General features: G+C 72.3%; 16 protein-coding genes. 6 read left to right on the top strand and 10 right to left on the bottom strand.

Annotation, left to right across the window (positions count from 1 at the left end):
- Nucleotides 1-22 precede the first annotated feature (22 nt).
- The 4 genes from BM076_RS18695 to BM076_RS18680 all read left to right on the top strand — a co-directional run bounded on the left by BM076_RS18695 (nt 23) and on the right by BM076_RS18680 (nt 4,547).
- Nucleotides 23-1,123 (top strand): STM4014 family protein, encoded by a 1,101-nt coding sequence (locus BM076_RS18695; RefSeq protein WP_093714729.1) that lies wholly within the window; start codon nt 23-25, stop codon nt 1,121-1,123.
- A gap of 175 nt (nt 1,124-1,298) precedes the next feature.
- Nucleotides 1,299-2,105 carry an STM4013/SEN3800 family hydrolase gene (locus BM076_RS18690; protein ID WP_093714831.1) on the top strand — a complete coding sequence of 269 codons (807 nt, stop codon included), beginning with the start codon at nt 1,299-1,301 and terminating at the stop codon, nt 2,103-2,105.
- 5 nt (nt 2,106-2,110) lie between these two features.
- The gene (locus BM076_RS18685; protein ID WP_093714830.1) at nt 2,111-3,514 is read left to right on the top strand and encodes an STM4012 family radical SAM protein; all 1,404 of its coding nucleotides are present in this window, start codon (nt 2,111-2,113) and stop codon (nt 3,512-3,514) included.
- Nucleotides 3,515-3,629: 115 nt separating this feature from the next.
- Entirely contained in the window at nt 3,630-4,547 is a 918-nt protein-coding gene (locus BM076_RS18680; protein ID WP_177246507.1) for an STM4011 family radical SAM protein, read from the top strand.
- A 70-nt stretch (nt 4,548-4,617) separates the two neighbouring features.
- On the opposite strand, the gene BM076_RS37560 is transcribed toward BM076_RS18680, so the two are convergent.
- The 7 genes from BM076_RS37560 to BM076_RS18645 all read right to left on the bottom strand — a co-directional run bounded on the left by BM076_RS37560 (nt 4,618) and on the right by BM076_RS18645 (nt 14,349).
- Nucleotides 4,618-5,718 (bottom strand): glycoside hydrolase family 75 protein, encoded by a 1,101-nt coding sequence (locus tag BM076_RS37560; protein WP_245796141.1) that lies wholly within the window; start codon nt 5,716-5,718, stop codon nt 4,618-4,620.
- Nucleotides 5,719-5,870: 152 nt separating this feature from the next.
- A complete protein-coding gene (locus BM076_RS18670) occupies nt 5,871-7,430 on the bottom strand; it encodes a galactose-binding domain-containing protein (protein ID WP_093714728.1) in 1,560 nt (519 codons plus the stop codon).
- A 117-nt stretch (nt 7,431-7,547) separates the two neighbouring features.
- Entirely contained in the window at nt 7,548-10,157 is a 2,610-nt protein-coding gene (locus tag BM076_RS18665) for an alpha-L-rhamnosidase C-terminal domain-containing protein (RefSeq protein WP_143120592.1), read from the bottom strand.
- Between the two features lie 205 nt (nt 10,158-10,362).
- Nucleotides 10,363-11,373: an alpha-ketoacid dehydrogenase subunit beta gene (locus tag BM076_RS18660; RefSeq protein WP_093714726.1), complete on the bottom strand. Its 1,011-nt coding sequence runs from the start codon at nt 11,371-11,373 to the stop codon at nt 10,363-10,365.
- On the bottom strand, nt 11,370-12,350 hold the full coding sequence (locus tag BM076_RS18655) for a thiamine pyrophosphate-dependent dehydrogenase E1 component subunit alpha (RefSeq protein WP_218160084.1): 981 nt from the start codon (nt 12,348-12,350) through the stop codon (nt 11,370-11,372). Before BM076_RS18655 ends, BM076_RS18660 begins: the two co-directional genes overlap by 4 nt.
- The gene (locus BM076_RS18650; protein WP_093714725.1) at nt 12,347-13,498 is read right to left on the bottom strand and encodes a LacI family DNA-binding transcriptional regulator; all 1,152 of its coding nucleotides are present in this window, start codon (nt 13,496-13,498) and stop codon (nt 12,347-12,349) included. The genes BM076_RS18655 and BM076_RS18650 overlap by 4 nt, the downstream gene beginning before the upstream one ends.
- Complete coding sequence (locus BM076_RS18645) at nt 13,495-14,349, bottom strand: sugar phosphate isomerase/epimerase family protein (RefSeq protein WP_177246506.1); 855 nt, start codon at nt 14,347-14,349, stop codon at nt 13,495-13,497. Before BM076_RS18645 ends, BM076_RS18650 begins: the two co-directional genes overlap by 4 nt.
- Before the next feature lie 3 nt (nt 14,350-14,352).
- Here BM076_RS18645 and BM076_RS38185 point away from each other — a divergent pair, with 3 nt between their 5' ends.
- The gene (locus BM076_RS38185; protein ID WP_322935929.1) at nt 14,353-14,976 is read left to right on the top strand and encodes an L-rhamnose mutarotase; all 624 of its coding nucleotides are present in this window, start codon (nt 14,353-14,355) and stop codon (nt 14,974-14,976) included.
- A gap of 95 nt (nt 14,977-15,071) precedes the next feature.
- Here the strand turns inward: BM076_RS38185 and BM076_RS18635 are convergent, their stop codons facing one another.
- From BM076_RS18635 to BM076_RS18625, 3 genes are read right to left on the bottom strand one after another with little or no spacing between them, the layout of a single operon-like run.
- Nucleotides 15,072-15,350: a muconolactone Delta-isomerase gene (locus BM076_RS18635; protein WP_093714722.1), complete on the bottom strand. Its 279-nt coding sequence runs from the start codon at nt 15,348-15,350 to the stop codon at nt 15,072-15,074.
- 26 nt (nt 15,351-15,376) lie between these two features.
- On the bottom strand, nt 15,377-16,123 hold the full coding sequence (locus BM076_RS18630; RefSeq protein WP_177246505.1) for an SDR family NAD(P)-dependent oxidoreductase: 747 nt from the start codon (nt 16,121-16,123) through the stop codon (nt 15,377-15,379).
- Complete coding sequence (locus tag BM076_RS18625; RefSeq protein ID WP_093714721.1) at nt 16,120-17,328, bottom strand: mandelate racemase/muconate lactonizing enzyme family protein; 1,209 nt, start codon at nt 17,326-17,328, stop codon at nt 16,120-16,122. Before BM076_RS18625 ends, BM076_RS18630 begins: the two co-directional genes overlap by 4 nt.
- A 244-nt stretch (nt 17,329-17,572) precedes the next feature.
- On the opposite strand from BM076_RS18625, the gene BM076_RS18620 reads away from it, so the two are divergent.
- Entirely contained in the window at nt 17,573-18,649 is a 1,077-nt protein-coding gene (locus BM076_RS18620; protein WP_093714720.1) for a sugar ABC transporter substrate-binding protein, read from the top strand.

Genomic DNA, 18,649 nt, shown 5'->3' with positions numbered 1-18,649 from the left:
CCGGGGGAGAGGGGATGGGGACGTGAGGGACGAACTGCGACTGGCGGTCGTCGGGAATCCGGACAACCGGCGGGTGGGCCTGTTCACCCGGGCCGCGGTCACCGCCGGACTGCCCGCGCCCCGCGTCGTGCCCTGGCGGGACGTGCTGCGCGACGGCGGTGCGGCCTTCGCCCCCGACGAGGTCGTACGGCTGGACTCGCCCGGGGAGGACGCCGAGGTCGACCGCGCACTGCGGGACGTCGACGATCCCACCCGGGTCGAGGGCAGCGCCCGCTGGTACGCCCGCTTCACCGCCGCCGTCCGCACGCTGGAGGGCGGGCGGCGGCTGGACGACCCGGACGAACTGGCGGTGCTGTTCGACAAGCGGCGCTGCCACGCGGCGCTGGCCGCCGCGGACGTGCCCGTCCCCGCCTCGCCGACCTCGGGCCCGGACGCGCCCGCCGTGCGCGGCTGGGCCGATGTGCGGGACCTGATGCGCGATCACGCCATGCCACGTGCCTTCGTCAAGCTCGCGCACGGCTCCTCGGCGTCCGGAGTGCTCGCCGTCGAGACCGCGGGCGGCGGGCGCGTCCAGGCGACCACCTCCGTCGAATCCTGCGACGGGAAGCTGCACAATTCGCTGCGGGTGCGCCGGGTCACCCGCGAACAGGAGATCGCGGCGCTGGTGGACGCGCTCGCCCCGGACGGTCTGCACATCGAGCGCTGGCTGCCCAAGGCGTCGCTGCACGGCCGCGTCGCCGACCTGCGCGTCGTCGTCATCGACGGCCGCGCCACACACGCCGTGGTCCGCACCAGCAGGTCGCCGCTCACCAATCTCCACCTCGGCGGCGCGCGCGGCGACCTCGGCGCCGCCATCGAGGCGGCGGGCCTGCGCTGGCAGCAGGCGCTGGAGACCGCTGAGCGGGCCGCCGCCTGCTTCCCGCGCACCCTGTGCGTCGGTGTCGACGTACTCCCCGCCATCGGCTGGCGGCGGTTCGCGGTCGGCGAGGTCAACGCCTTCGGCGACCTGCTGCCGCGTCTGACCGGCTTGCCCGGCAGCGGCGCCGAGGGCCTGGACACCTACGCCGCACAGATCGCCGCCGTGCGCGCCCGAACCCCGGAGACCGACCATGCCGCCCTCTGACGCCGCCGCGGCGCAGGCTCCGCCCGCGACCGGACCGGCGGGCGGCGCGCCGCCCAAGGCCCTGGAGCCGCCGGAGATCCCCAGGACGCCGAAGACACCGGAGGTCCCCAAGGCCCCCGAAACCACCAAGACCCCCGAGACCACCAAGACAACCGAGACGCCGGAGATCCCGGACATGAACGAGGTCGTCGGCCGCGACGACATCCTGCTGATCACCCTCGACACACTGCGCCACGACGTGGCCGCGGAACTGGCGGCGGCGGGCCGGATCCCGAATCTGGCCCGCCATCTGCCCGGCGGCCGGTGGGAGGAACGGCACGCGCCCGGCAGCTTCACCTACGCCTCCCACCAGGCGATCTTCGCCGGATTCCTGCCCACCCCGGCCGCGCCGGGACCGCATCCACGGCTGTTCGCGGCCCGCTTCGCCGGCAGCGAGACCACCGAGCCCCGCACCTTTGTCTTCGACACCCCCGACCTGGTGTCGGGCCTCGCGGCGGCCGGCTACCGCACCGTCTGCATCGGCGGCGTCGGCTTCTTCAACAAGCGCGGCGCGCTCGGCGACGTCCTGCCCGGACTGTTCCAGGAGAGCCACTGGGAGCCGGAATTCGGCGTCGCCTCACCGACCTCCTTCGAGGCGCAGGTCGAGCGAGCGGAACAGGTCGTCGCCCGACTGCCCGCCGGGCAACGCCTCTTCCTGTTCGTCAACGCCTCCGCGCTGCACCAGCCCAACTGGTTCCACACCCCGGGCGCCACCCGCGCGGCCGGTGACACCCGGGCCACGCACGCGGCGGCACTCGAATACATCGACCGGCACATCGGCCGGCTGCTGCACGCCGCGTCCGCCCGCCGCCGCTGCTTCACCATCGTCTGCTCCGACCACGGCACCACCTATGGGGACGACGGCTACACAGGTCACCGCCTCGGTCACGAGGCGGTCTGGACGGTGCCCTACGCCCACTTCTTCCTGGAGCCGTCGCCATGAACGCCATGCCCACCGCCACCGCCGCTACGACAGGAGCCGTCGCCATCCCGACGGCCGCGCCCCGGCCCACCACACCGGCACCCGACCCCGGCAGCCCGTACCAGAGCTACGTCTACGCGTATCCGCACAAGACCGCCTACCGCCCGCTGCCCGACCGTCCCGCCCTGCGCGACCTGTGGCGGACGGAGCCCAAGGACGCGCTCTCGCTCTATCTGCACATCCCCTTCTGCGAGGTGCGCTGCGGCTTCTGCAATCTCTTCACCCGGATCGGTGCCCCCGGCGAGCTGACCACCCGTTACCTGGACGCGCTCGACCGGCAGGCCACCGCGGTGCGCGACGCGCTCGGCGACGACGGGCCGATACGCTTCGCCACCGCGGCCTTCGGCGGCGGCACCCCCACCTTCCTCACCGCCGGTGAACTCGACCGGCTCTGCGACATCGCGGAGCGGCGGATGGGCGCCGACCTGCGGGCGATCCCGCTCTCGGTCGAGGCGTCACCCGCGACCGCCACCGCCGACCGGCTGGCCGTCCTCGCCAGCCGCGGCACCACCCGGCTCAGCCTGGGCGTGCAGAGCTTCGTGGACGAGGAGGCGAAAGCGGCCGTCCGGCCCCAGCGCCGCGCCGACGTCGAAGCGGCGCTCGCCCGTATCCGGGACGCGCGTATCCCGGTGCTCAACATCGACCTCATCTACGGCATCGACGGCCAGACCGCGGCCAGTTGGCGCACCTCGCTGGACGCCGCGCTGCGCTGGGAGCCCGAGGAGCTGTATCTCTACCCGCTCTACGTCCGGCCGAGGACCGGCCTCGAAGGCCGGACCGCGGTCGGCGACCCGGCCTGGGACGAGCAACGGCTGCGGCTGTACGGGCAGGGCCGCGACCACCTCCTGGCGCACGGCTACCGGCAGGTGTCGATGCGGATGTTCCGCCGCGCCGACGCGGCCCCCCAGGGGCCGGACGACCACGCCTGCCAGACCGACGGCATGATCGGCCTGGGCTGCGGCGCCCGCTCGTACACCGCGGCGCTGCACTACTCCTTCGACTACGCCGTCGACATGCGCGAGATCCGCGGCATCATTGACGAGTACACCGCCACCCGCGACTTCGGCCACGCCGTGATCGGCCGCCGGGTCGACGCCGACGAGGCGCGCCGCAGACACCTGCTCCAGTCGCTGCTCCAGGCCGACGGCATGCTCGTCGCCGACTACCGCGCGCGCTTCGGCGCCGACCCGCTCACCGACTTCGCCGCCGAGATCGACCGCTTCACCGCCCGCGGCTGGCTCGACGGACCGGCCCGTACGACCGGCCTGCTCAAGCTGTCGGCGGACGGACTCGCCCACTCCGACGCGCTCGGCCCCGAACTGTTCTCGCCGCAGGTGCGGGCCGCGATGGCCGCGTACGAGCCGAAGTGACCGGCGCCATGACCGTTGACATGACCGGCTACGGGACCGGCGGCGCGACCTGGACGAGACCGGGACGGGGCCGAGTGCGGCCGGGCGGTCCGAGGACCGGAGACAGGAGCACGGCATGGACCTGACGCTGCTCTACCGCGGCCCGCTCGCCTCCTGCGACTACGACTGCCCGTACTGCCCCTTCGCCAAGCGCCGCGACACCCCCGCCCAACTGCGCACCGACCGGGCCGCGCTCGGCCGCTTCGCCGACTGGGCGCGGCAGCAGTCCGGCGACCGGCTGTCCCTGCTGTTCACGCCGTGGGGCGAGGGCCTGGTCCGCTCCTGGTACCGCGACACCCTGGCCGCACTGTCGCACGAGCGGCACATCGAGCGGGTCGCGATCCAGACCAATCTGAGCTGCCGCACCGACTGGCTCGCGGACGCCGATCCGGACACCCTCGCCCTGTGGTGCACCTACCACCCAGGCCAGACGCCCTACGACCGCTTTCTCCGGAAGACACGTGAAGTCGCCGCGCACGGCGTCCGGTTCAGCGTCGGGGTGGTCGGCCTGCCCGAGCATCTCGAGGACGCCGGACGGCTGCGCGCCGCGCTGCCCGGCCATGTCTACCTGTGGGTGAACGCGGCGGAAGGCCACACGTACACCGACGCCGAGGCCGAGCAGTGGACGGCGCTCGACCCGCTCTTCGGCTACAGCCGCCACCCGCACCGCTCGGCCGGACTGCCCTGCCGCACCGGCGAATCGGTGATCTCGGTGGACGGCGACGGCACGGTCAGACGCTGCCACTTCGTCCGCGCGGAACTGGGCAATCTCTACGACGGCTCCTACCGGGCGGCGCTCGCGCCGCGCGGCTGCCCGCTGGCGGTCTGCGACTGCCACATCGGCTATGTGCACCTGGAGACGCTGCCGCTCTACGACGTCTTCGCGGGCGGCGTCCTGGAGCGGATCCCTGCCGCCGCGCCCGGGAATCCGGCGTCCGCACCGGACGGCGCGCGCGTGCTCGGCCTCGTCGCGGCGCCGCCCGGGCGGCACTGAGCCGCCGTTCCCCGTGCGGTACGCGGCACGGGGAACGGCGGCTCGGCCGCTCGCGTCCTGCCGGGGGACGTCAGCTCGGCAGGGTCCACTGCTGGTTGGTGCCGCCGCCGCAGGTCCAGATCTGCAGCCTGGTGCCGTTGGCGCTGCTGGGCCCGGTGGCGTCCAGGCACTTGCCCGACCCGGTGTTGACCAGGGTGCTGCCGCTGCGGGTCCACTTCTGGGCCGCGGACCCGTTGCAGTCGTAGAGCTGCACCTTGGTGCCGTTGGCGGTGCCGGCACCGGTCACGTCCATGCACTTGCCCAGTGCCTGGAGCGAGTTGTTGCTGCCGACGGTCCAGCTCTGCGCGTTGGTGCCGTTGCAGTCGTAGAGCTGGACGGCCGTGCCGTTGGCGCTGTTCGCGGCATTGATGTCCACGCACTTGTTCGCGTAGCCGGAGCGGATCGGCCCGGTCCCGCCACCGGTGGGCGGCGGGGTCGTGGAGCCGCCGACCCACGACGTGGCGGCCGACGAGCCGACCGAGTCGATCGTGGTGTTGTTCTCCACCGGGCTCGGCACCTTGCCCGGGAAGACGATGAAGGTCACCGGACCCTCGGTGCCTCCCGTGGCGGGGTTCGGGTCGATGCCGAGCGCCGTGGCGGTCGCGTAGGACGCCTCGCCGATGATGTCGTCGGGACCTTCGTCGGCGAAGACGGCGTAGACGACCTTGTTGTTGTAGATCACGGCGGCGACGCTGCCCGGAGAGATGCCCGCGTTCTGGTAGTTGAAGCGCGAGCTGGGCAGCGGGATCACGTAGTAGTGCGTGACGTCCGCGGTGAAGAACTGGCCCGTCGAGGTCTGGAACGACGTCTCGTTGAAGTACGACGGGTCGGTGGAGTTGTTGCAGCGGGACGTGGTGATCCCGTCGCAGTCGATGTCCATGTCGGACGTCCACACATAGGCCGATCCGCTCTTGCAGATCGACACGGTCGCGGGACCGCCCTCGTCGGTGGCGTAGTTGCCGTTCGACGCGGGCGTACAGGACTGGGCCTTGGACAGCAGCTGACTCGCCGTCGGCCCCGCCGCGGCGGCCGTGCTCGCGGCCGAGGAGACCGGCGCGGTGAGCGTGGCGGCGGCGGTGACCGTGACCGTTGCGACCCCAAGTGCGGCCAGGGCTAGGCGTAACCGTTTCACAGGCGTACCTTCCGGAGCAGCAGTAGTGGTCTGATAGGTAACCTTACTGACAGATGCATGTCAATGAGTCGGCGAAGCCCGTCCAGAAACCGCTTTCTGCGCGCGGGCCGGCCGGGCGACCGGCCGCGAGTCAGTGGCGGTCGGGCGGTTGATCAGTGGCCGGGCGGGAAGATCTGGACCTCGTTGATCCGGCCGTAGCCCGGCTGCCGGTCGGGCCCGCTCCCGGTCAGCACCCGCACCCGCTCGCAGTGCGCCGGGGCGAAGGTGTGCACGCGATAGGCGGAGGTGTTGCCGGTGACGACGGCGAGATCCGCCCACGCCCGGCCGTCCCAGCGCTGCACGCGGTAGTCGCGCAGTTCGTAGCCGCTCGTCGTGTAGAGATCGACCCGGCCGACCGTCCGCGGCCCGCGCAGCTCCAACTCCAGCCACTGCGGCAGCGCGCCGCCCTCCGCGTTGGTCCAGCTGTAGTCGCCGCCCAACTGCGTCGAGGTCCGGCCGTCGGCCGCCCGCTCCGGGGCGTAGCCGGGATACGTCGAGGACGCGGTGACCCGCGCGCCGCGTGCGAGGTTCGGCCCTGCCGGGCCCCGCGGCGGGCGCAACGGCAGATCGAGCCAGGCAAGACCCACGTCACGGCCCATGTGCGAGACGTCGGGCGCCGGCCGCCCGTCGTAGAAGACCGCCAGCCTGCGCCCCACCGGCACCACCGACGGCAGGCCCATGACGTACGGCGACCAGGCGCAGTTCGTCCGGTCCAGCACGACCGCCTTGTCCTGCGGGTCCCAGTGCTCGAGATCGCGGGTCCAGTACACCCACACCGCGTCGGTGTACTCGCCGAACGAGTCCAGCGCGATGTGGTCGGTGAACAGGAACCAGGTGTCGTTCGCGGGCTCGTAGTACAGCGAGGTGTTCTCGATCTGCTCGTCCAGCGGCACGATCGGCTCCGGGTCGATCCGCCAGGACCCGCCCAGGTCCTTGGTGCGCGCGATGCCGATGGTGCGCTGCGTGCCCGCCGCGTTCTGCGTCGAGGCGCTGAAGAACTGCAGATACTCGCCCCGGTGCCGGACGATCTGGCCGGGGCTCGCGGTGGTCGAGCAGTACGTGCCGGGCACCGGCCGGAAGGGCACCACGTCCGGCTGCTTCGTCCACGGCCCCGAAGGACCGCGGCCGTGCGCCTTGAGCGTCAGATACGGGAAGGCCGGGATGCGGTCCGGCGGCGGCGAGGTGTTCGGGGTGCCGAGGTAGAACATGTGCCAGTCGCCGGGCGCTGCCTCGTACGTGACGCCGTAGCTCGCGGAACCGCCGTCGTCCGAGCCGGGTGCGCCGAGTTGCAGCACCGGGCCCTTCTTGGCCCAGGTGCTGCCGTCGCGGCTGGTCGCCAGGCAGGCGAGCCAGCCGTCGTCGCCGGCACCGTCGTAGTTCATGTAGAGGGTGCCGCGGTCCCGGTAGACCCAGATGTCGCGCGCGCCGTAGATGTCGCAGCGGCCCGGGCCGTCACCGTGCCGCAGCACGGGGCCGGTGTCCCGCGCGTCCAGTCGCAGGGTCGCCACGGGGCGGCCGTCCAGATACGACGGCAGCCAGGGCACGTCCGCGGCGGCGGGCGCCCGGTCCGCCGCGAGCGCGTGCGGCGCGGCGCCGAGCGCGGCGGCGGCTCCCGCGCCGGCCGCCGAGCCCAGGAAGCCGCGTCGGGACAGGCCGGAGGGTATGCGTTTCATGGCATCAGCCTTTCCTTCGATGGTCGTTCACCACAGCAGGTCGTTCACCACAGCAGATTGAGCAGGCCGAGCAGGTCGACCGAGGACGGGGTGGGGTGCGGCGAGCAGGTGCGGCATTCAACGGGGGACGGCGGACCCGGCAGGTCCGAAGAAGACGCCGCTGAGGACCGCGTTGTCACCCAGCACATGCGCGACGCGCACCCGCACCGACCGGTCGCAGTCGTAGACCAGCCAGGCGCCCCCGTGGAAGTCGTCGACCAACTGCTCCGGCGCCACCAGCTTCCGCGTCGCCAGGTCGAACACCTCGACGGCGAGCCGGCGCGCGGTGGAGTCCCAGTCCACGAAGTACAGCGCCATTTGGAAGGACGTGTTCGGCCGCACCGCGATGTCGACCGGCATCGTCATCCCGCCCGGGTTCGGCGTCGTGGTGTAGACACAGGCCGCGGCCCGCGCCCCGCCGTTGCTCCGGTCGGCCGCGAGCGCCCGCCGCTCGTCCGTGCCCGCCACCCACACCGCGTCCCGCGCGCCGCTCCAGCCGGTGCGCCACACCGAGACGGACTCGACGTAATCCGGCAGGTCGCTCCGGTCGTGGCCCATGCCGTCGTAGTTGAACAGCACCTGGCCGTCGCGGCCGTAGACGCCGCCCCAGTCGCCGGCGGTCTTCCGGTCCTGTCCGGCGAACCGCATCGGGTAGCGCATCGGCCCCGGCCGGTGCGCGGCGGGCCGCCGTCCCTGCTGGACGACGCTCAGCGTGTACGTGCCGGGCGCGATGTCGTCCAGGACGACGCTGTCGCCGTCCGCCGACGCGGCGCCGATCCCCGGCACCGGCCGGTACCTCCCGTCCCAGACGACCTTCCTGCCGACCCGCACCACGCGCACCTTGCGCCCGTCGGACGGGATGCCGAGCCGTCCGCGCGAGCCGGGCGGAATCCGCAGCGTGCCGCTGCCGGTCCGGATGTCGTACGACACCGACACATCGCCGTGCGGGGTGGGGACGCTGCCCGAGACCCAGCTCAGCGTGCGGCCGGGACGCGGGAAGACGTCCACGGTGTCGTAGCCGGGGGAGCGCGGGGTGATGCCGAGGACGTCGTGTGACAGCCAGGCGGTGACGCCGCCGCCCCAGGGGTGGGACAGGCTGGTCCAGCCGGACTGGCTGTTGGGCACCGGGTCGTTGGGCCCGAGGATCTTGTTCCAGTCCGGCCGGTACACCTCGAAGAACGTGGTCCCGCCGTAGTCGAGCTGGCCGCCCCAGTTGTCGCGCGCGGTGACGATCGCGTCGTCGGTACGGCCGAGCGCCGTCATCGCCTGCAGGATCGGATACTGGTTGAACGTCGAGAAGGACAGCCGGTTGAGCCGGTCGTCGAACTCGCCCGCGACCACACCCTGCCGCTCCCGCGGCCGTATCGAGCGGGCGTTGACCGCGTGCGCGCGGGCGTGCACGCCCAGCGGCCCGAACCAGTCGGGATCGGCGTGCAGTTCGGCGTCGTGCCGGTCGGCCGCCGCCCGGTAGGGACCGGCGACGTCGGAGCGCCCGATGCCGTCCATGGCGTCGGCGAATTCCCGGCACGCCTGCCGGTACATGCCGCGGTAGACGGCCGCCGTCTCCGGACGGTTGGGCGCCTCGAAGCCGGCGCCCAGGCGCTCGTCCCACCCGAAGAACGTGCTCTGCGGCGCCGCGTACAGCGTCTCGGCGTGATCGAGCTTGCCCCGCACGTTGTCGATGTAGGACCGCAGTGTGTCCGCGTCGCCGGTGTGCCGGTGGTACTCCAGCAGGCTCAGCACCCAGTAGAGCGAGTACGACTCGATGCCCTGGTTGTCGTCGGCGGTCCTGGCGAGATTGGCCTTCACGAAGTCGGTGTCGCCGAAGGCGACGAGCGCGGCGGCCTGGATCGGGTTGCAGTCGCCGGACCAGCCGTAGCGGTCGCCGCGGTCCATCAGGATCGCGCCCATGTAGTCGTGCTGGAACCCCACCCGGACCCCGTACGCCCCCGCGTACCAGATCCGGGTGAGCTGCGGGTCGCTGCACGCGAACCGGCCGTTGTAATTGGTGGGCTTGGCCTGGCAGACCGCGCGCACCGCGGTGATGTGCCACGGCTGGTCGAAGGTCCGCACATGGATCCAGCCGAAGCGCACGCCCTCGTACAGGTCGGGGTTGAGCTCCAGCCGGAAGGTGTCGCCGTAGCGCTGCGGGGCGAGCGTCTTGTCCGGGTGCGGGGGACCGGGGTTGACCTTGCCCGGCACGTTGTACTCGCTGATGCTCAGCTCCACCGTGCCGGAGAAATCCGGGCTGTCGAACTCCAGCCAGGCCGGGCTCTCCACGCCGAAGTCGACCCGGATCGAGCCGGTGCCCCGCACCGCCACATCGCAGCGCGCGGTGGTGACGGACGAGAGATTCCCGAAGGACTCCGGCGGATCGGCCACCACCGCGGCCGGCCGCAGCCGGTACACCTGGAGCCCGTCGTCGGCCTTCGGGTCCGGCCAGCGGTAGGCCACCAGCGGGTCCGGCGACTCCTTGACCCGCGGCCCGGTGAAGCCGCCGCCGTGCACCGGCGGGTACGGCTCGGCGATCGGCCAGGCGTCCGTGGCCGCCCGCACGGTGTCGGCCGGTCCCGCCGCCGCGGCCGCGGGACCGGTGCCCACGGCCAGCAGCGCCGTGCCCGCGGTCGCCCCGGCGGTCGCGCCGAGGAAGCCGCGTCTGGTGAGGCCGTGCCTTTCGTCGTTCTCCATGAACACTCCCGAGGTCGGTCCTGTTGAGCGTGGTGTGGGCGATTCGGAGACTTTTCGTGCCCTTTTCGTGGCTTTTGGTGCCGGGCTTTCGGGCACGCGTCGGGCGGGCCACGGCGCGCGGCGGCGTCCGGCCGGGGCGGGGCGAGGTGGGCGAGGGCGTGGTGAAGGGGCCGGCGGACGGGCCGCCGGGGGGGAGGGGCGGCGGTCAGTAGTCGACCAGCCGCTCGGCCGCGTCGGCGATCCGCTGCGCGTCCGGCAGCCAGGCGTCCTCCAGCGGACCCGAGTACGGCACCGGCGTCGGGTCGCAGGCGAGCAGCCGCGGCGGGGCGTCGAGGAGTTCGAAGTTCTCGGCCGCCGTCCGGGCGACCAGCGTCGCGCCCCAGCCGCCGTCCGGCGGACCCTCCTGGACGACCAGCAGCCGCGAGGTCTTCGCCAGGGACGCGCGGACCGTCTCCATGTCGAAGGGGACCAGGGTGCGCGGGTCGATGACCTCGGCCGAGATCCCGTGCGCGGTCAGCAGATCGGCGGCCTGCACGGCGCGGTGCCGCATCTGCTGGGTGGCGACCACCGTCACGTCGTCGCCCGCCCGGACCACGTCCGCGACCCCGATCGGGACGATGAAGGAGTCGTCGGGCTCCGCGGGGATCTCGCCCTTGAGCGCGAAGAGATTCTTGTGCTCGAAGACCAGCACCGGGTCGTTGTCCCGGATCGCCGACCGCAGCAGCCCGTACAGATCCTCCACCGTGCCCGGGACGACGATCTTCAGCCCCGGCACATTGAGGAACCAGTTCTCCGCCGCCTGGGAGTGCTGCGGGCCGAAGCCGGAACCGGCGCCGTTCGACATGCGGATCGTCACCGGCACCTTGGCCTGTCCGCCCGTGGTGTAGCGGTACTTGGCCAGGGTGTTGACGATCTGGTCGAAGCAGACCCCGGCGAAGTCGGCGAACATGATCTCCGCGACCGGGCGCAGCCCCATCAGCGCGGCGCCGACCGCGGTGCCGACGATGGCCTGCTCGGAGATCGGGGTGTCCCGCACTCGGTCGCCGAACCGGTCCTTGAGCCCCTCCGTGGCCTTGAAGGCGCCGCCGGCCACACCGACGTCCTCACCGAGGAAGACCACGGTGGGATCGGTGGCCAGCTCGTCCGCGAGCGCCCGCGCGATCACCTTGCGGTAGTTGATCCGCACCAGGCCCGGGGTCAGGGTGTCCGTGCTCATCGTGTCTCCCACACGTCGTCGAAGCGGCGGTCCGCCGCGGGTTCGTCCCAGGCCAGGGCGCGGTCGGCCGCCGCCCGTACCGTCTCCTGCGCCCGGTCGCGCACGGCGTCCAGCTCCGCCTCGGACACACCGAGTTCGCCCAGCCGCCGGGCGGCCACCAGCAGCGGGTCGCGGGCCAGCCACTCGTCCAGCTCGCCCGGCGGCCGGTAGGCGGCCGGGTCGGAGCGCGAGTGGCCCGACTGGCGGTACGTCATCGCCTCGATGAGCGTGGGCCCCCCTCCGGCCCGCGCCCGCTCGACGGCCTGCCGCGCCACCTCCAGCACCGCCTCGACATCGTTGCCGTCGACCCGGATGCCCGGCATGCCGTAGGTGTCCGCGCGCACGCGCAGATCGGTGTTGGCGGTCGTCGTGGCGATCGGCGAGTACTCGCCGTAGAGGTTGTTCTCCAGGACGAAGAGCACCGGCAGCTTCCACACCCCCGCCAGATTCATCGCCTCGTGGAAGGTGCCGATGTTGGCGGCGCCGTCACCGAAGAAGGTGGCGCTCACCGCCCCGGTGCCCAGCAGTTGCGCCGCCCACGCCGCGCCCGTACTGACCGGCAGATGGGCGCCGACGATCGCGAAGGAGCCGAGTGCCCCCACGCTCAGGTCCGTCAGGTGCATCGAGCCGCCCTTGCCGCCGCACAGGCCCTGCTCCTTGCCGAGGATCTCGGCGAAGGCACGGTCCAGCGGCGCGCCCTGCGCGAGTACGGTCGCGTGGCCGCGGTACGTGCAGGTCGTCGTGTCGCCCTCGCGCAGCGCCGAGGTGACGCCCACGGAGACCGCCTCCTGGCCCTGGCCCAGGTGCGTACTGCCGCGGACGAGGGAACGGCTGAACCAGTCCTTGGTGATGTCCTCGAAGAACCTGATCTCGTGCATCCGGCGCTGCATGTCGAGCAACTGCTCGCGGGTTGCGGCGTCGGTCGTTGCGGTGGTCACGGTCGCTCTCCCTGCGCTGGTGGTGCCGTTCGGGGCGGAGCGGCGCAACTGCGCCCTCCGGTGAAGCTGGTGGGCAGTGTGATGACGCCCGGCTCGGCGCCGCCGAAGCGGGCCAGCAGCAGCGCCGCGGCCTCGGCGCCCATCTCGTACGGATCACGGCCGATGGTGGCCAGCGTGGGGGTGAAGAACTTGGCCAGCGGTACGTCGTCGCAGGTGACCAGCGAGATGTCGTCGGGGATCCGCACCTGACGGGCGGCCAGTTCACCCAGCACCCCCACCAGGATCTGGTTGCCGCCCGCGATGATCGCGGTCGGCGGACGCCGGCCGTCGAGCAGCTCCCGGGTCGCCGCACCGCCGTGCACCTCGGTGAAGGCGCCGGGCCGCACCTGCGCGTGCACCTCGGGATGCGCCTCGACCGCCTCCTCCAGGGCGTTGATCCGCTCCCGGGTCGGCCGTACGTGCGGCGAACCCGCGATCAGCGCGATCCGCCGGTGGCCGAGGCCGACCAAGTGTTCCACCGCCTGCGTGATGCCCGCGGCGTGGTCGGACAGCACCGCGCTCTCCTCGGTCCGGGTGCGCAGATCCCGGTCGATGAGCACGCTCGGAGTGGGCGTCGCGCTGAGCGCCTCGATCGTCTGGTCGTTGGTCTCGTCCGACAGCGACAGCAGCAGGCCGTCCACCCGGCGCTGCTGGAGCAGCCGGATATGGGTGGCGTCGAGATTGGGCTGGTTGACCGAATTGGTCAGCAGCATCGCGTATCCGGCCGCGCGCAGCGCCACCTCGGCGCCCAGCGCGATCTGCGCCAGCAGCGGGTTGGAGATGTCGCCGACGACGAAGCCGATCGTCTGGGTCGCACCCTTGCGCAGCATCTGCGCCAGCATGTTGGGCTCGTAGCCCAGCTCCTCCACGGCCGCCATCACCCGGCTGCGCATCGCGGCGCTGACATCGGGGTGGCCGGACAGCACGCGGGAGACCGACGACATGGCCACACCGGCGCGGTCGGCGACCTGGCGCATGCCCGCCCGGTCGGCGATCGCGGCCGGCGGCCGGGACGGCGCGACGGGCGCGGCCGCGGGAGCGGGGGCCGCGGAGGCGGCGGGGGACGTCTTGGCGGCCTTGCGCCCGCGGCGGGTCGGCTCGGTACTCATCGGGCACCTGCCCCGGCGGTCGCGCGAGCGGCGGCCAGCAGCACGTCGCGCAGCAGCGCGGACTCGGCGACCGTGTCGACACGGTCGCAGTCCATCCACTCCTGCCAGACGTACTCCAGCGCCAGATAGCCGTCGTAGCCGGCGCCGAGCGCGGCGACCACCCGCGCCCAGTCGACGGTGTCCTCGGCGACGCGCGCCTGGAGCACACCGGGGCGGGCCGCCCGGCACTGCAGGTGCCTGGCGTGCGGGAGCAGCGGGTCGATGTCCTCCTGCGGGCTGCCGCCGTACACGAAGTGCCCGTAGTCGAGGGTGAGCATGAGACCCGGGACCGCCGCCAGCAGCCGGGCCGCCTTGTCCGGGGTGTCGATCAGCGAACCGGTGTGCGGCTCGACCGACAGCGCGAGGCCCACCGCGCCCGCCAGGTCGACCCGGCGGCGCAGCCCCTGCGCCGAACGCTCCAGGGCCTGCTCGAACGGCTCGTCGCCGAAGACCACACCGGGCAGCGTCGTCAGACCGGGCGCGCCGACCGCCCGCGCGAAGTCCACCGCGTCGGCGAAGAACTCCATCGCCAGCTCCCGCCGCCGCGCGTCGGGATTGTTCGGTGCCAGGCTCTCGAAATCGGCCGCCGGAATCGCGAAGACATCCGCCACCGCGAGCCCGCGGGACTCCACCCGCTCCCGGACCGCGCCCGCGGCCAGGCCGATCGAACCGTGGGCGGTCTCCGGGCGCACGTGCGAGCGGCCCGTCATGAAGCCGATGTCCACCGCCTCGCAGCCGAGCGCGCGGACGATGTCCAGTGCGCTGCCGTGGGGCAGCAGGGGCCAGGTGTAGTCAGCGCATGACAGGCGCATCGAGTGCTCTCCGCTCGGACTCTGACAGGGTCGGGACTCAGTACGGCTGATTCTTCCGGTACTTCCGGCCGCTCCCGCCCTCCGGTCGCACCGGCCGTGGGCGGCCCGGCCGCTCCGGCCGCCGACGGTGAGGCCGGCGCCGGGCGCGGCACGGGAATCGTGCCGGGAAGCGATCCTGAAAGCGGACCCGAATGCAGACCTGAAAACAGCACTGGAATCGTTTCTCGTACTGGAATCCGTTCCAGTACAGTGCCGGAGCATCCGGCCGAACGCAAGGCGTCGTCCGGATCGGGCCGAAAGGGAGGAGCCGCAGTGCAGCGCATCTGTTTTCTCATGACGGTGATCGAGGGCCGCGAAAAGGAGTACCAGCGGCGGCACGACGAGATCTGGCCGGAGCTGGTGGCCGCGCTGCGCGACGCGGGCGTACGCAATTACAGCCTCTTCCGCCGCGGCACCACGGTGATCGCCTACGCCGAGTGCGAGCCGGACGCGGCCACCGCCTTCGGCAAGGTCGGCGCCACCGAGGTCAACGCCCGCTGGTCCGCGTGGTTCCAGGACGTGCTGGCCGAGCACCTGGGCCCCGACGGCGGCCTGATCGAGGCCGCCGAGGTCTGGCACATGGACTGACCGTGCCCCGCGCCGCGCCCCGCGCCGTGCCGCGACCGCGCCCGACGCGGCCGCCGTACGGCGCGTCCGTGCGTGCGCGCCGCCCCTGCCCGCGGTCATGGCGCCTCCAACTCGTGTGCGGCCAGCGCCCGCACCTCCGCGTCCAGCCAGCGGCGCAGCGGCAGCCGGTCCAGGTGCGCCACCAGTTCCGTGGCGTCCCGGGCCCGCCAGACGCCGATGTTGGCGCGCTGCCCGGGCACCCGCCAGATCCGTACGATGACACCCTCCGCGATCAGTTCCCGCCCGGTACGCCGCTCCTCCTCCACGAGCGCGGCGAGGTCGGGCAGATCGCGGAGGGCGGTCCAGTCCTGGCGGATCGTCACCAGGAATTCCATGTCGTCGGCCTCCTCGTCCTGGCCGGTCAGTACGCCAGCCAGCCGCCGCTGACATTGAGCGTCGCGGCGGTGACGAACGAGGCGCGGGCCGAGGCGAGGAAGAGCACCGCCGAGGCCACCTCCTCGGGCGCGCCCACCCGGCCGAGCGGCGTCGCCGCGACGATCGCGTCCAACGCGCCGGGGGACAGGTCGGTGGTGAGCATCGGGGTGTCGATCGCGCCGGGTGCGACCGTGTTCACGGTGATCCCGGCAGGCCCGTACGTACGGGCCAGGCCGCGGCAGAGCGAGACCAGGCCGCCCTTGGTCGCCGCGTAGACGGCCGAGCCCCCGTAACCGCCGCTCCACCAGCCCTGCGAGGCCGCGGCGATCAGCCGGCCCCCGCCGCCCTGCCGGGTCATCAGCTCGCCGGCCGCGCGCAGCAGGAAGAACGCGGACTTGAGATTGACGTCGTGCTGGACGTCCCAGTCCTCCTCGGTCACCTCGCCGAGGTCGGCGCGGCGCCGCATCACCCCCGCCAGATGCGCGACCACGTCGAGCCCGCCGAGCCGCCCGGCCGCGGCGCCCACCAGATCAGCGCAGCCCGCCGGGTCGCGCAGATCGGCCTCGAGCGCCGCCGCCATTCCCTCGGGCGGCGGCCGGCCGGGCAGGTCCGCGGCGGCCACCCGGGCGCCCGCGGCGGCGAAGGCGGCGGCGGTCGCCGCGCCGATGCCGCCCGCCGCGCCCGTCACCAGCACGCGGGCGCCGCGCAGTCCGTCGTCCAGGGGTGAGGTCACTTGTCGATCCTGTGCTTGTCGATGTAGTCCCAGTCCAGTTCCCAGCCGAGACCCGGCCGGTCGGTCAGGACGATCTCGCCGTCGACCAGGTCGCCGCGGTTGGTCACCAGATTCCACCAGAACGGGTCGCGGCTGGGGTGGAAGCACTCGGCGAAGGTGCCGTGCGGGACGCTCGCCAGCAGATGAGTGCTGACCTGCGGCTCTTCGTGATGGCCCATCTGCACGTCATAGCTGGAGGCGATCGCCGCCACGCGGCGCCACGCCGTGGGGCCGCCGGACCACGAGGCGTCGAAGTTGCACACGTCCACGGAACCGGTCTCCATCAGATCGCGGCAGCCGCTCGCCGACAGCTCGCTCTGCCCGGCGCAGACGGGTATCCCGCCCAGGTAACGGACGTCGCGCAGCGAGCGCCGGTCGTTGTGCCACATCACCGGCTCCTCGAACCAGCGGATGTCCTGGTCCTCCAGGCGCCGCGCGAGATCGACGGCGTCCGGCACCGTGTAGCCCTGGTTGGCGTCGATGCACAGCACGAAGTCCGATCCCGCGGCGGCCCGGGCGGCCCGTACGCGCGCGGCGTCGACCTCCGGTGACCGGCCGCCGACCTTGAACTTCATCCCGGCCAGGCCCAGCACCTCGCGGTAGTAGGTGATCTCCTCCTCGATCGGGCCGAGCGGCTCGCCGTAGTAGCCGCCGATGGCCGTCATCGGCACCCGGGCGCGGGCGCCGCCCCACAGCCGCCACAGCGGCTGGCCGAGGAATTTGCCGGCCGCGTCCCAAACCGCGGTGTCCAGGCCCGCGAGCGCCACGAGACCGATCCGGCGGTCGCGCAGGATGTCGAAGGTGGCGGGATAGGCCGCCTGCCAGCACTTCTCCGTCTCCAGCACCTCCATGCCGACCACCCGCGGGGCGATCTCGTCGAGCAGTACGGAGCGGATCTCGTGGGCGGTCGCGTCCTCGTCGCCGACGTACGCCTCGCCGACGATGCCCTGGTCGGTGTGGACCCGGATCACCAGCGTCGCGCGGTGGGTCATGTGGTAGTAGCTGCCGCGGAAGTCGCCGATGAGCGGGGCGCGTACGGGTACGACGTCGATCCACTCGATCCGCGGTCCGGGGCCGTGGGTTCCCGGCGGGCGGGTCGGCGCTGTCGCCGGCGTCTCCGGGATCACTCCGGGGACGGCCCCGGCGACATTAGGTGCATCCGACATAGGGTCTCCTCAGGCTGGAATCGATGCCAGGCTTGCACTTCGCCGGGCGGCGGTCAACCACTTGTGTCCACTTGATCTCCCCATCCGCCCCATCAGGCTCTGACCTAGTAAAAGACTCGCGACCCGTTTGGATCAGAGCCTTGACGGTCGGTGCGGAACGGGGTTAGGAAGAGCTGGAATCCATTCCGGAGCGTCCATCATCGCTCGGTCCGGCGGGCATCGAGTCAGCCGAAAGGTAGTTCCCATGCGATCCAGAAGGCTTCTGATCACCGTGTTGGCCAGTGCGACCGCGATGGTGCTGCCCACCGCGTGCAGCACCGGCAAGGCCAGTACCGGCGGCGACAGCGCCTCCTCGCAGACGGTCCCGTCCGCGTCGAGCACCGCCTCGGTGGCCGCGCCGAGCGGCGAGAGCGACGCGGTCGCGTTCCAGCAGGCGGCGCCCGGCAGCGGCAAGGGACTGAAGATCGGGCTGATCACGCTCGACGACTCGGTGCCCTTCTCCAAGCTGGTCAGCGACAGCATCAAGAAGCAGGCCAAGCAGGCGGGCGCGACGCTCGTCTACTGCGACTCCAAGGGCGACGGCGCCACCGCCCTGGCCTGCGCCCGGAACTTCAAGGTCCAGGGCGTGAAGGGCTATCTCAACTTCCAGTCCGACGCGAAGTCGGCCGACGCGATCTGCGCCGCGGGCCCCTCGGTGCCGGTCATCGCGATCGACATCGCCCAGGGCTCGTGCCAGACGTCCTTCATGGGCGCCAACAACGAATTCGCCGGCAATCTCGCGGGCAAGGCGCTCGGCACCTACATGAAGCAGAAGTTCGACTGCAAGTACGACGCCTTCGTCTCGATGGAGGAGCCCGACGCCGGCGAGGTCAACACCGCCCGCATGGGCGGCTACCGCAAGGGCTTCGAGTCGGTGTGCGGCCCGGTCAAGAACCTCAAGACCGAGAACGCCTTCCGGATCGACCAGGCGCGCACCACCTTCGCCGACGTCCTGACCACGCTGCCCGGCGCGCACCGGATCGTCGTCGCCGCGATCAACGACGACGCGATCGAGGGCGCGCTCGCCGCCGCCAAGACCGCGGGCCGCGCCAAGGATCTGTTCGTCTCGGGCCAGGGCGCCGACCCGTCGTCCTGGTGCGACATCAAGTCCAACCAGCAGTGGGTCGGCGACACCGCCTACTTCCCCGAGCGCTACGGCGAGATCGGCGTCCCGTACCTGATCAAGGCGATCAAGGGCGAGACCGTCCCCGAGAAGCTGCTGGTGCCGCACCAGATCATCAACTCCGCGAACATCACCGACGTCTACCACCCGTCCTGCTGA

The organism is Actinacidiphila alni (genome assembly GCF_900112845.1).
In the GTDB taxonomy this organism is placed as follows: domain Bacteria; phylum Actinomycetota; class Actinomycetes; order Streptomycetales; family Streptomycetaceae; genus Actinacidiphila; species Actinacidiphila alni.
Note: the sequence above shows the minus strand (reverse complement) of the source record. Positions and strands in the feature narration are given on the sequence as shown.